The following is a 13,075-nucleotide window of genomic DNA, read 5'->3' as shown; positions in this document are numbered from 1 at the left end:
CGATCACTTTTTTGTCTGCCAGTAGACCTTAGTAAAATCTAACTTGAGTGATCGCCATCAGTCAAGGAATTAGTTTTTTTCGCATCGATTCGCCTTTTAATTCCAACTTTATTGCTCCGTGAACAAGCCGATCTAGGATCGCATCAGCATGTGTCGATTCTCCGATCATTTCATACCAATTTTCTATCGGTAATTGGCTGGCAATTAAGGTCGATTTTGTGTCATATCTCGCATCAATTAATTCCAGTAAATCACTGCGTTGTTGAGCTGTTAATGGCTCTAATCCCCAATCATCTAGGATCAGTAAATTGGCAGAGCTAAGCTTGTTGATCAGTTTTCGATAACTACCATCGGCTTGCGCTAAGAACATCTTTTCTAATAGCTCTTTAAGCCTAAATAATAAACGCTACTCCCTTGTTGGCAGTGGTTTTGACCAAGCGCGCAAGCGAGGTAAGTTTTGCCACACCCCGTTGCGCCCGTGATCAAGATGTTTTGATGAAGGCGAAGCCATTCACCTTGTGCTAATGAACGGATCTGAGTTTTATCGAGTTGTCGTGCTGCGCCATAGTTTAGTTGAGCCAGTGTGCCGCCAACTCTGAACTTTGCTTGACGAGTTAAGCGATCAATTTTACGCTGGTCACGCTGTGTTATTTCATGCTCAAGCAATAACTTAGCCGCTCTTCGAAACTTTGTTCTACGTATAGATTGGGTTGCTCATATTGCTGCAATAGTGCATCACGTATACCGCTTAGCTTTAAGTTACTTAACTGGTTATTGACTTGTTGATTGATATTTTGCATAAAGATTTCCTTTGGTTTGTTAGTTTTGATTAATGGTAATAGTTGTTGCCGCGGATATTTTTATGATCAATATCTTGTAGTAAATCACCTTGAGCTTGTGGCAAGGGTTGCTTATCCAAGCCCTTTTCTAAAATGTTTTTACTTGTTTACGCGAGTAACACCTGTGGCTAATGCGCGATGACAGGCTGCTTCAAGACGTTGGTCAGTAAACTTCTTACCTAGGCTTAATAACCCCATACAAGCACGGTAGCTTTGTTCTGGATGCTTTTTAGCTTGCATCAATTGCATAACAAACTGCTCCGTTGAACCACCGAACTTAGCTGCCCAACGCTCGAACCGTTGTGGTGTCCATTGCTGCTGCTTTTGATGAGCTATTGGCATATGTAGATCAAGCGTAGTGTGTGCACCTTCTCGGTGTGATCTTGGATGAACGGCTACTTGAACACCCTGATGGTAAAGTGTCACCAGTTGACCTGTGGCATGGGCTTCAAGCTTTTGTTTGATCAAGGTATGAGGTACTGAGTAGTAGTGTTTTTCAACTTCGACATGATAATCAATATGCACGCTTACTTGTTTGACTAAGGTGTAACTGTAAGCCTGTGTGGGTAGTGGTTTGAGAGCAGGTTTATCAATGGATTCAAACTGACTGAGCCTTGAACCAGGGTGCTTCTTCATTTTCCGCTGGTTTAAGTCGACAAGCAGTTTTTGTATCTTTAGGTTTAATTGGCGCAAGCTAAAGAAGCTTTCATTGCGAAGCCGTGCCATTATCCAGCGTTCGACAATTTGCACACCCACTTCTGCTTTGGCTTTATCCTTGGGCTTATAAGGTCTAGCAGGCACAATGACCGTATTGTAGTGTGTCGCCAATTGTTGGTAGGTTGGATTTAAATCAGGCTCATATCGACAAGGTTTAGTTACCGCACTTTTTAAGTTGTCAGGGATTACCAGCTCTGGCACACCACCAAGAAACTCAAAACAACGAGCATGACTCATCACCCAATCTTCTAGCTTTTGGCTATACGTTGCCTCCGCATACGTATAATTAGATGCGCCCATAAACTGCGACAAAACACTTGAGCTGTACGGTATTCACCTGTACTAGCATCAACAATATTCATAGTTGGGCCGCAGTAATCAAAAAACAGTTTTTCACCTGCTTTATGGTTTTGTCGCATGGACGGTTTTTGACATTTAAGCCATGCCTTGTACTGTCGGCAGAAGTGGGTGTAACTGTAAAATCCTTCCTCGTGTCGCTCTTTGTATTCTTGCCAAAGCAGCAATAGCGTCATGGTTTTGGGTCGCAGCTCCTGCTGAACTAACAACCAGTCAGGAATACTAAAGCCTTTTAGTCGGGGCTTTGTTTTGAAGAATGCTCGTTGCAGAGAATGATCATCCCATTTTTCATCAAGTGGCCAGCAAGTGATACCTAACTCTGCTGATTTACAGGCATATTTAGAAACAATTGAAGGTGAAATAGATAAGCTGTTTGCTATCTTTCGATGACTGAGTTTACAGTCGTATTTTAGTCTTAAAATCTCTTTAAGTTTACGCATTGAAATAGGTGCCGTTGGCATGGTTATTCTCATCATCAAAAATGAAAAGGATAACGGTTAAAAACACCTACTGGATAGACAAAAATGAGTATAAATTGAACGATACCATTCAAGCCGATCACTCAATACCATTTTGACCAAAAAGTGATCTGCATCGATGGTATTGAGTGATCGCGATGGATAGTATTAGGTGATCGGCTTAGATGGTATTAGGTGATCGCGATGCATGAGAATATGCATTGACGAAGCAGAAGCCACGATTGCAAGGATTGGTGCTTCTCTTGGTAAAGCGATACAGGGTGATTTAAGCGTAACAAACATTGTAAATACAGCTCGTAAAAAAGCAAAAACATCTCTAGTAATTGAACCTTTAGTAAGAGATTTGATAGATGAGCATAAAAAAAATACTGGTGAAACAGTTCGATTTCATCGAATTGAAGGAAAGGCCGTGTTTTTTTATTTTCAGAAAAAAGAGGCATATTGACGTGGCGAAATTTCAAAAAGGCCAAACCTCTAAATCTGTACTTTTGAAAAAAAAAATGATCACTCAATCAATGGTTCGTAAAAGTGAAATCCTCAATAGTATAAACCATTATAATGAAATTCCCGATAGTCTAACGACCAGTAAATCCACCATCTCTAAAACAATGGTAAATAAGTGGCAGGACGACTCATTGGGCATAATAAGCTATTCTTACAACTCTTCAATGACAGAACACAACGCATCAGCTTTACGCCAACTATCAGTTGCTATTGAAGACCTTAATGTAAGGCTTAAAAAATCGGAATCAACCAATAATAAAGACTTTGCGACAAAGAGGAGTCGGATAACAACCCATGATGTAAATGAATTGAAAAGAGAAAATGAAGACTTAAAATCTGCACTTGCAGAAGTTTATAGGGCATACATGCAACTTTTAGATAATTTGAGAGAGGACGAACAAATAGACGCAGCTTATAGAAAACTAATTTTGGATCAGGCTCGTATCCTAGGAAATAACAGATTGGCTTTGATAAAGTAATGTCATATGTCGTGACAGCTAAATCACCCTGCCTTGATTTCCTTATAACCAGTCAGCGCAGAAATGAAAAACATGATTGCTCGCTGTCCTTAATAATGAAGAAAGGCGGTGGTATAGATTGGCACGCCAATGCTTACCTAACCAAATTGGGTGGAGGCGCCCAAATATTTAATATTAAACCGTTAGCACCGACGGTTACAAAGAAAGCTTATAGCCTAAATATATTTTGTTCTTTCCTTGAAGAAAAAAATATTTCTCTATCCGACATTAATGATTCAGCAATATATCAATTCATTGAAGTATTAAAAGATCGAAAGATTGCCGACGAAACAGTATTAACGCATGCCAGAGTCGCTTTGAGTTACGTTATATTTTTATCTGATGAAAATCCCAACTGGAAGCTAGCAACTAAAGAAAAAGACACGGTGAGAGCATATAGTGTTCATTACTCTGAAAAAAAGTTTAAAGCAGGTAATAGAGAAATAACTTATGTAGATCATGTATCATTTGCGGGGTTGATTAGCATTACCGTGGACGTAGAGTATATTCACGATCATGAATTTATTTTATGGTTGGACGCCATTAATGAAAGCACGTATCACCCAGAGCTTAATGATTTTTTAATATACAGATGGCAAGCCTTCTCCACACTACTGGAGATTACTGGGGCAAGAATAAGTGAAGTTCACCAGATAACAAAATCTTCAGTTGAAAACGCTTCTAAGGCGCTCCTGAACGCCAAGAAGTGTGTATTAAGAAATATTCCGATTCTAAAAGGTAAATATAAAGGTAAAAACAGAGAAGTAGAAGTCACAGGTGATGACTTACAGATCATAATATATTACTTAAAGTTAGTCGAAAACACATTTCCCAACCAAAACCATGACGCCATTTTTGTTGATGCACGAAGTGGCAAACCATTGGCAAAATCTTATCTAAAAAACTATGCAAAAAAAGTAATTAATGCTAGTAAGTATAGGGAAGAGTTGCGTCATGTCACAAATCACTCTTTCCGACACAGATTTATTACAATGAATGTAGCAAAGGCGATTAAGAAACTAGCAGCATCAGGTAGCTTTAATAATATTTTAAGTGTTGCTGCTACAGCATGTCGAAAAGTCACAATGCATGCTTCGAATGCAACTATGGCAAGATATGTCCATTTAGCTTCTGAACTGAATCATGAATCAACTCAGCTAGATAGTGTTTTACTTGAAATGTCGTCCCAGATCAGAATTAGAATAACAAGAATGCTAAATATTAGTAGGTCCTTGAAAGCGAAACAAATCGATGAAACTGAAGCGATTCAATCGTTATTGATTAACATTGACGAGATTGCAAAATTCGATTTATAAGTTGTCTTAGTGTGATTGCACTAGTACAAGTTACCGCACTTCGCGAGGGCGCTCAATAATCTTTCCGATATGACCACTACAATCGTTTCCAGCAATTACGTGCTGTCATAAAATATTTTTACTATCTGATTTAACGACTTGTATCAAAGCTGGGTTTAAAAAAGCATTTGCCAGTATTGCGTGCAACAACTAATTTTAGGTCCCAGTGTTCAGTTCCTACCCCTTTTAATAAAATATCACTTTTCCAAGTTAGAGGTTTCAAACTTCCCTTTCAACTCAGCATTCTCTCTTACAAGCTTCATAAGCTCAGTCTCTTTGGAATCCAACTTTGAATCCAGATATTCCAACCGAGAAGTTAGCGACTCCACAAGGCCTGAAAACTTAGCACTTTCTTGCCTCAGGTCATCGTTTATTTTTTCTAAAGTCGATAATTCACTTTTTAAATTTTCATTTAACTTATCAGCAGCATCAACAGCTTGAAATGCTTCGAGCTCCGACTGTTGAAATTCCTCAAATTTCTCTTCATGTTTCTTTATGACAGAAGCCACCCTACTTTCTGCAACTTCGATCGCTACCTGATAATTATCCTTTGCCGCTTTTGTAAGTTGCTTCGTTAATGCTTGTATACTTTTTTCAAGTGAATCCTGCAATTCAGCCGGTAGCTCTACTTGATTATCTAAATCATTTTGTGAAACTTCATTACTTCTTCTTTCGAGCTCAGAGTTCCAAACCATCTTTATGCGAGCGGCACTCCCTCCTCCTATGATTTGCCTAATCCCAAAAGGAGTCACAACCTTATTAGAGTTCAGCAGTTGGTTTCCTGCATCAATGATCTCGTCATCTGAAAACTCCGCAACTCTGCCCATATAAAATCTCCCTCACTTTAAATAAGTTATTTAACTTATTTAAGTATATTAACTTATTAAAAAAATACAAGTGTTCTTTCATAAAGCAATTACAGCAAAGCAAGTGCATCTAATTAACTGCGCTCAAGATGAAAAAAAGCGTTTTTTAAAGGAGACTTTGCATGTTTTAAACAAAGCTATTAAAGTCAGAAAATCTGTTACTCGCCGTATTGACCTAAATGGTCAAATCGTATTTACTGAAGCAAAGATTGCTAATAAAGCTCCATCCTAACAGGCAGGTAATTATCTCTAGAGTAGGTATATAATATGTCAGTGCTAAATTTTGAAATAGAAAAACACAGGTCTATCTAGGATGAGGTTGGAGTCCCTTTTAGGGGCGCATCGCTTCATCTTTCTATTGAAAATGGATTTCCATACGATGTTTTTATACAAACGGCAAAGATAATCCAAATCGATAGAAAAGAGCTTGCAGCATAATTATTTATCTCACCTTCCACACTTAGTCGTCGAGCGAAAACCGGCCAACTCAGCACCGAAGAAAGCGACAAACTTTATCGAATATTAAATGTACTTGTCGCTGCAATTGATTTGTTTGAAGATAAACGGGAAGACGCATTACTCTGGTTTAGAACTAAAACTAAAGGGCTCGGGAATAAAAGCCCGATTGAAATGACATCAACCACCGCCGGATACGACAATGCAAAAAACATTATTGGACAACTTCAGCACGGCCTGCTTGCATAATATTATTGAAAGCGAGCTGGAACTAAATGCGTGTAGCGGTATACTTTTTGTACCAGCATATTAAAGTTTGAAATTGGGTACTATTCTAGAACATATGGTCAACAGCCCGTTGACCAACTAAAAGTGCAACAAGCTGTTGCAAAAAATGCAACAGCTAAACAAGCACCAAATATCCAACAGCTTGTTAGACCATTTATTAAGAACATGATTTTACAAAGTTGGCTGAGTAGATTTAGCAATATAGAATTGCAATTTCAATCTTTAATACATTCGCACACTTTTTACCTCTGCAATAAGAAACAAAAGAAATTGGAGTTTAAGTACTGCAATGAGATGAGCTTCAAACTATAGTACGAGCGCCTGAAAAAGACCGAACCGACTAGCCTGAATTGAGCAAAAAGCAGTTACAACGGCTGATAAATGTCTATGACGTGAATGGTTCTAGCAAAATGAATTACTTAAGCTCTCAATTATTTGTGGGTACAGTAGGTGGGTTTATTTCAAACCAGAGCCTCGCAACTTTTCTTGTGGGCTTCAACTTTGTTGCGTAAACTTTTTATTATCTGGCTGAGTGTGGATTCTACACTTAAATTGATTTTTCATTAAACATTGATGAAGACCTCGATATTTTTTGCTCTGTAATAAAGATACAACAACCTACATAAAATTCCTACTTATATCTTAGCGTGCTTTGGTCGAAGCCACTAAACTTAGCTCTCAATTGTTATTCATCATTCCGTGATGAAAATTGATGAATGCTTAACATCTGATATTGTGAGCTAATGTATTTCAACTTAATAAGCAGAGATTGAAGTCCGCTTGTATTCTAAGTACTCAATTTTTAGCTACTCCGAACTTATCGTCTGGCTGCTCTTGTGCATAGTCAAACATAACTATTCGTTTACGGTGATCCCGCAAAGCTGCTAACGCTACACTAAAACAATTTTCGCACAAGTCTATGTGATAAGATTTTCCATCGTTCTTTGAGCCATATCCCCATTGCGCTTTGAGCTCTCCACATTCCTCACATTCGTGGTCACCAATCTTGTTCATGACGCTTTCATTGCAAACGTCACAAACACGGCCCACTACTGTCTTTGTCAATCGCTCTGCGTAAACTTTCACATTGAGGCCTCTAGTCTGAACTTGTATAGGTTTATCATAGCAAATTAAAAAATATGAATGCTCGTTTTTCGGTCTTTATTGGTAAAGCGACCGCTTTAGTCGTGCGAAAAGGTAATCTCTTATTTCGTTATATTATCAGACAATATCACGAGGTTCTTTTTGAAGACGCAATTACTGGTTCTTTGTAGTGGTCAACAATATTTATTTGGTTTACATAAGGTAACTGGTTAGTATTCACTATATTCGGGACAAAACTAATTAAGCCGAAGATATTTGGGAATAAATATGACAGTTAGCTCTTATGAAAAAGACCTCGCTATATGTGAGCATGTATTTAATCATTTTGTTTTAAGTGACCAATTCTTTGGATTTGTCACCATTGGTATCCTTGCAAGGTATGCTAACAAAAATAATATTTATTCTCGTGATTTCAAATTATTAGTTCGCGAACGAGGGTTTGATTTAAAATCTAAATGTAACGAGCGAGGCGTATACTTCTCGCGCTCGTGCTCTAAGGCTCTTGTAAACAAACATCCAGTTAAATTATTAAGGTGTGCAGAAATACTTTCAGTGATTGCTGAAAGCGGTGTAAAGGGAGCTTTATCGCAGTTAAAGATAAAACGAAGCATCATCGACCAACTCCTATACGAAATGATAGGCCCTGTGCAGTACCGAACCAATTTTTTAAAGCTTGGATGGGATATTGCTGATCTGCCCTACCTTAGCACTCCTTTGTACAAACAGATGGTCAAATACATAGTAGACAATCAAATTACAGATAAGCATGCATTACACAATACAATTGTAAGAGATATGAATGATGGGAAAAAGTGGTGGTTGCACGAAAATACAGTGAATTCTGACAAGCCAGGCTTCATTTACGTAGCAATGTTGTCTGAAGAAAATGCGTTGTACCGGGTTAAAATAGGTCAGACTGAGCGTGAAATAAAAAAACGCCACAATGAACATCTCAGAGCAAAAAAGATAAATACTGACACTACATTCTTATGTAAATATGTTGAATCTCCAATTAAAGAGGAATCCGCTATTTTGTCTTATTTAAAGGAGCATGGGCAGCTTATTAGTGGCAGAGAAGAATTTATTATTAACGATAAGTTGGCAGCGACACTGAAGGGGTATTTAGTCAGCAATGTTGGATTTGCCGCGTTTATCATCTAGACATAATTAAGATAGCAAGCTCACCAATAATCACCTAGACTAATCGCAATTCCCCAATTTCGGGACAAAAGATTTCGCTGTCATAATGCGGAGATGATTAAATCTCTTGCACATCCCGATTATTTAGCCCTTACGAGTTGGCTTAAAACTATACGTAAACAGAAAGGTTTAACTTTGAGAGATGTAGCAGAAAGAATTGACGAGCCATTTCAAACAGTAAGTAAGATTGAAAAAGCACAGCGTAATTTAACGATCTTAGAGTACGTAGAATATTGTAAAGCAATAGAAGTAGATCCGGCGATCGGCTTGGATTTAATCGTCAAATTATCTTCAAAGGCAAGGTATCGATAGATTAGCATCTTCCATCGCTAAATTTATGTCTAAGCGGCCTTGCTTGTTCGAAAGCTCTACTTGAGTCACTACTCTGGCTACAACTTCGCGAAGTTCGTTTTCAACATTTAATACATCCATGTGACTCCCTTTACCTTACTGATAATATATACAGTATACATTTGTGCTCAGTTTTTATAAATCAAGTCTCACATCGTATATTTTTAAAAATTAAACGAACGTCATAACTTAGGTATGTATCGATTAGTCTTCCGCATGTATTTTTGAAACACATCCCCATGCACTTCTATTAAATATGGCTCTTCAATTTTCCGAACAATCAGTTCAATGCAAATCCAGCATATTAAGGCGCAAGCCCATAGCAGTAGATGTGCGAATGTGAAACATAACCCCAACCAAAATATATAAATGCCGAAATAAATCGGATTTCGAGACCTTGCATAAATACCATGCGTAATGAGCGTCGTCGTTTCTTTCTGGTCGACACCAATTCGCCATGAATCACCCATTTGGATTTGAGATAAGAGCGTGACGAGTATTCCACAAGTCCCAACCGCAAGACCTAAAGCCTGAAATGGCAGTGGAACAACAAACAAAAGGGGCACTTTGCCAAAATACCCAATGAGTATCACACCAAACGCTAGGCAAAATGTAATCACAAACATAGTACCGGGCAAAATCTCTATCATCGGAGCGCTTAACGAGGCTGCTCTAATGCCAAAATCCCCATTCCTTTTATATTGCACAAAGCTTCGAGCGACTACTGCAAGCAATATAAAAGCACTTATCAACACCAGCGAAATCATATCTACCCTTTTTAGTCATATCATAAAACTATGATTATAAAGTCTATACTTAATATAGGGTCAACACATATCGATGACGTTTAAGTGTAATAAGTGAAATTGGGGCGTTAACAAACAACGGCTAATGCCCCAAATGTGGCTAATTCTTCCTGCTGTGCACAAGTCGGTATAAAACAGGTAAAACTATTAATGTAAGTAAGGTAGAAGATATTATCCCGCCAATAACTACCGTCGCTAGTGGTCGCTGCACTTCTGCTCCCGTTCCCACATTAAGCGCCATTGGCACAAAACCAAGGCTAGCAACCAATGCCGTCATCAGTACCGGCCGCAAACGCGTTAATGCACCGTCAACAATAGCGTTAATTAACTCTCCTGTCTCTTCCAGCCTTTGACGGATAAACGACAACATAACCAAACCGTTAAGCACAGCAATGCCAGACAGCGCAATAAAACCAACGCCTGCTGATATAGACAAGGGCATCTCTCTCACCCATAGCGCAAAAACGCCACCCGTTAATGCTAAAGGCACGCCAGTGAAAATTATCAATGCATCTTTCACCGAGCCAAAGGCAATAACTAGCAATGCAAGAATTAAGAAAAGCGTCGCTGGCACAACAAGGCTCAATCGTTGACTTGCACTTTCAAGCTGCTCGAACGTGCCGCCATAATCGACCCAATAACCACTTGGCAATATGACATTTTCTGCTATTTGCATTTTTGCTTCGGTAACAAACGAGCCTAGGTCGCGCTCTCTTACATTCGCCGTTACCACAATACGGCGCTTGGCGTTTTCTCGGCTGATTTGACTGGGTATGCTGGCATATTCAAGCGTTGCAACCTCTGCTATAGGCACATAATCATCATCCCCTGTCATAATAGGTATGCTGCCTAGCCTATCAAGATTATTGCGAATATCCTCTGAGTAGCGCACGACTATCTCGAATCGCCTGTCGCCCTCGAATATTAAGCCTGCTTCTTTGCCGCCAATCGATGCGCTTAACCAAGTTTGCAGGTCAGTGACATCCAAATTGTAACGCGCTAAAGCATAAGGTTTGGGATTCACGGTAAAGATAGGAATCTCATCAACTTGCTCAACGCGTGCATCCGCAGCGCCGGGTATATCTTGCAGTACCGCTAATATATCACCGGCCGAATCGCGCAGTTTATTTAAATCATCCCCATAAATTTTTATGCCTAAGTCAGCCCTGACGCCACTAATTAACTCGTTAAACCGCATTTGTATAGGTTGAGTAAACTCGTAATTATTGCCAGGTACGCTTTGAAGCTCACGCTCCATTTGCTCGACAAATTCGGCTTTAGATAAAGTAGGATCTGGCCATTGGTCGATAGGTTTCAACATCACAAACGTATCTGTAACATTTGGCGGCATCGCATCGGTGGCAACTTCTGCCGTGCCGGTTTTAGCAAAGACAGTGCTCACTTGTGGGTACTGCATAATGACGTCTTCAAGCCTTTTTTGCATATCCACGGCTTGCTCAATGCCAGTGCCGGGCACTCGCATAGCGTGCAAGGCAATATCACCCTCATCAAGTTGAGGAATAAATTCAGAGCCAAGTCGCATGCTTAGCCAAACGCTTACAACAACCAATAATGTCGCTGAGCCTATTACCAACCAACGTAGTTTAAGCGCCCATAAAAGAACCGGACGATACACCGATTTCGCCCCTACTATGATTGGACTCTCTTTTTCACTGACTTTACCCGACATAAACATCGCAACGGCTGCTGGCACAATAGTGATTGAGAACACCATCGCAGCAAGTAATGCCAAGATGACGGTGGCCGCCATCGGGTGAAACATCTTCCCTTCGACCCCTGTTAAACTAAAAATAGGGATATATACAATGGTAATAATCATCACGCCAAAAAGACTAGGTCGTATTACTTCGTTGGTTGCTTCATACACAACTTCAAGTCTTTCCTTGATGGGCAGTACTGAGCCAGTTCGCCTCTGCGCTTCACTTAAGCGCCTAATGCAGTTTTCAACGATGATAACCGCACCATCCACAATTAACCCGAAGTCTAACGCCCCTAAGCTCATTAAGTTTGCGCTAACGCCTGTTTGCACCATCCCAGTTATTGTGGCGAGCATAGCGAGCGGTATCACAGCGGCGGTAATGATGGCGGCTCTTATATTGCCAAGCAGAAGAAACAACACCACAATCACCAGTAATGCGCCTTCAATAAGGTTTTTACGGACGGTATTGATGGCTTTATCTACCAGCGCGGTGCGATCGTAAACAGTTTCTAATACCACACCTTCGGGCAAGCTAGCTTGGATTTCATCCACTTTGTCAGCCACTGCCAAGGCCACAGCGCGACTATTTTCACCAATAAGCATCATGGCAGTGCCTAAGACGGTTTCCTTACCCTCTCGTGTCGCAGCCCCCGTTCGAAGCTCTTTACCAATAGCCACTTCGGCAATATCGTTGACGGTCACTGGAGATTGGTTAGTGAGTGTTACCACTACATTACCTATATCTTCAATTGTGGCCAGTTGCGCTTGAGAGCGCACCAGTATTTGTTGACCGTTACGTTCGATGTATCCGGCACCTTGATTGGCATTATTTCGCTCCAATGCCCGCAGCAGATCGTCAGTGCTCACACCATAATTAAGCATACGTTGAGGATCAGGATTCACATGATATTGCTTGGTAAAGCCGCCAATAGCGTTAACCTCGGTGATACCTTTTACTAAAGCGAGTTGAGGTTTCACCACCCAGTCATGCAGTTCTCGTAGTGCCATCGCATCAAAGTCTCTGCCGTCAGCCGTCAATGTACCTGGCTCAGCGCTGAGTGTGTACATGTAGATTTCACCCAAACCTGTGGCAATCGGCCCCATTTCAGGCTCGATACCCTCGGGTAGCTGACTTTTGATAATGCCTATCCGCTCATTAATGAGGTTTCTGGCAAAATACAGGTCGGTGCCTTCTTCAAAAACGGCGGTAACTTGTGACAAGCCATAACGAGATAGTGAACGGGTATAATCTAAGTTTGGCAATCCCGCTAAAGCGTTTTCTACCAAAAAGGTGATGCGCTGCTCGGTTTCAAGCGGCGAATAACCTGTTGCTTGAGTATTGATTTGTACTTGGACATTGGTGATATCGGGTACGGCGTCAATAGGCAGCTTTTGATAACTAAATAAGCCAAAACCAATGACTAAAAAACTCAGCATCAAAAATATACCGCGCCTGTCTATTGCAGTGCGAATAATGGAAGCTAACATGTTAAGCCTCCCTTAAAGCCTTGCAGT

At 40.2% G+C, this 13,075-nt stretch carries 12 protein-coding genes and 2 pseudogenes; 7 read left to right on the top strand and 7 right to left on the bottom strand.

What is annotated here, in order from left to right:
* Nucleotides 1-38: 38 nt before the first annotated feature.
* Nucleotides 39-800: pseudogene (gene istB, locus AMBT_RS07240) on the bottom strand (IS21-like element ISShfr5 family helper ATPase IstB).
* Between the two features lie 29 nt (nt 801-829).
* Nucleotides 830-2,374: pseudogene (istA, locus tag AMBT_RS07235) on the bottom strand (IS21 family transposase).
* Between the two features lie 205 nt (nt 2,375-2,579).
* Here istA and AMBT_RS07230 point away from each other — a divergent pair.
* The 3 genes from AMBT_RS07230 to AMBT_RS07220 are packed head-to-tail and all read left to right on the top strand — an operon-like array spanning nt 2,580 to nt 4,730.
* Nucleotides 2,580-2,837 (top strand): hypothetical protein, encoded by a 258-nt coding sequence (locus AMBT_RS07230; protein ID WP_013783958.1) that lies wholly within the window; start codon nt 2,580-2,582, stop codon nt 2,835-2,837.
* Nucleotide 2,838: 1 nt separating this feature from the next.
* Entirely contained in the window at nt 2,839-3,375 is a 537-nt protein-coding gene (locus tag AMBT_RS07225) for a hypothetical protein (protein WP_013783957.1), read from the top strand.
* Between the two features lie 11 nt (nt 3,376-3,386).
* Nucleotides 3,387-4,730, top strand: a complete 1,344-nt coding sequence (locus AMBT_RS07220; RefSeq protein ID WP_202945452.1) for a tyrosine-type recombinase/integrase — start codon at nt 3,387-3,389, stop codon at nt 4,728-4,730.
* A gap of 236 nt (nt 4,731-4,966) precedes the next feature.
* Here the strand turns inward: AMBT_RS07220 and AMBT_RS07215 are convergent, their stop codons facing one another.
* Entirely contained in the window at nt 4,967-5,596 is a 630-nt protein-coding gene (locus AMBT_RS07215) for a DNA-binding protein (protein ID WP_013783955.1), read from the bottom strand.
* Between the two features lie 70 nt (nt 5,597-5,666).
* On the opposite strand from AMBT_RS07215, the gene AMBT_RS07210 reads away from it, so the two are divergent.
* Together AMBT_RS07210 and AMBT_RS23155 are read left to right on the top strand one after the other, a co-directional pair.
* Nucleotides 5,667-5,867 carry a hypothetical protein gene (locus AMBT_RS07210; RefSeq protein ID WP_013783954.1) on the top strand — a complete coding sequence of 67 codons (201 nt, stop codon included), beginning with the start codon at nt 5,667-5,669 and terminating at the stop codon, nt 5,865-5,867.
* 212 nt (nt 5,868-6,079) lie between these two features.
* Nucleotides 6,080-6,340, top strand: a complete 261-nt coding sequence (locus AMBT_RS23155; RefSeq protein WP_083820140.1) for an Xre family toxin-antitoxin system antitoxin — start codon at nt 6,080-6,082, stop codon at nt 6,338-6,340.
* Nucleotides 6,341-7,174: 834 nt separating this feature from the next.
* On the opposite strand, the gene AMBT_RS07205 is transcribed toward AMBT_RS23155, so the two are convergent.
* On the bottom strand, nt 7,175-7,393 hold the full coding sequence (locus tag AMBT_RS07205; protein ID WP_013783953.1) for a hypothetical protein: 219 nt from the start codon (nt 7,391-7,393) through the stop codon (nt 7,175-7,177).
* A gap of 357 nt (nt 7,394-7,750) precedes the next feature.
* On the opposite strand from AMBT_RS07205, the gene AMBT_RS07200 reads away from it, so the two are divergent.
* Both AMBT_RS07200 and AMBT_RS07195 read left to right on the top strand, forming a co-directional pair.
* On the top strand, nt 7,751-8,644 hold the full coding sequence (locus AMBT_RS07200) for a GIY-YIG nuclease family protein (RefSeq protein ID WP_013783951.1): 894 nt from the start codon (nt 7,751-7,753) through the stop codon (nt 8,642-8,644).
* Between the two features lie 93 nt (nt 8,645-8,737).
* On the top strand, nt 8,738-8,995 hold the full coding sequence (locus tag AMBT_RS07195; RefSeq protein WP_013783950.1) for a helix-turn-helix domain-containing protein: 258 nt from the start codon (nt 8,738-8,740) through the stop codon (nt 8,993-8,995).
* Here the strand turns inward: AMBT_RS07195 and AMBT_RS22580 are convergent.
* The 3 genes from AMBT_RS22580 to AMBT_RS07185 all read right to left on the bottom strand — a co-directional run bounded on the left by AMBT_RS22580 (nt 8,975) and on the right by AMBT_RS07185 (nt 13,048).
* Nucleotides 8,975-9,115 (bottom strand): hypothetical protein, encoded by a 141-nt coding sequence (locus AMBT_RS22580; RefSeq protein ID WP_013783949.1) that lies wholly within the window; start codon nt 9,113-9,115, stop codon nt 8,975-8,977. The genes AMBT_RS07195 and AMBT_RS22580 overlap by 21 nt on opposite strands.
* Nucleotides 9,116-9,216: 101 nt before the next feature.
* Nucleotides 9,217-9,801, bottom strand: a complete 585-nt coding sequence (locus tag AMBT_RS07190; RefSeq protein WP_013783948.1) for a methyltransferase family protein — start codon at nt 9,799-9,801, stop codon at nt 9,217-9,219.
* A 139-nt stretch (nt 9,802-9,940) separates the two neighbouring features.
* On the bottom strand, nt 9,941-13,048 hold the full coding sequence (locus AMBT_RS07185) for an efflux RND transporter permease subunit (protein ID WP_013783947.1): 3,108 nt from the start codon (nt 13,046-13,048) through the stop codon (nt 9,941-9,943).
* Nucleotides 13,049-13,075: the final 27 nt, after the last annotated feature.

This window comes from Alteromonas naphthalenivorans (assembly GCF_000213655.1).
GTDB classification, from domain to species: Bacteria; Pseudomonadota; Gammaproteobacteria; order Enterobacterales; family Alteromonadaceae; genus Alteromonas; species Alteromonas naphthalenivorans.
This window is presented reverse-complemented; position numbering and strand designations above follow the sequence as displayed.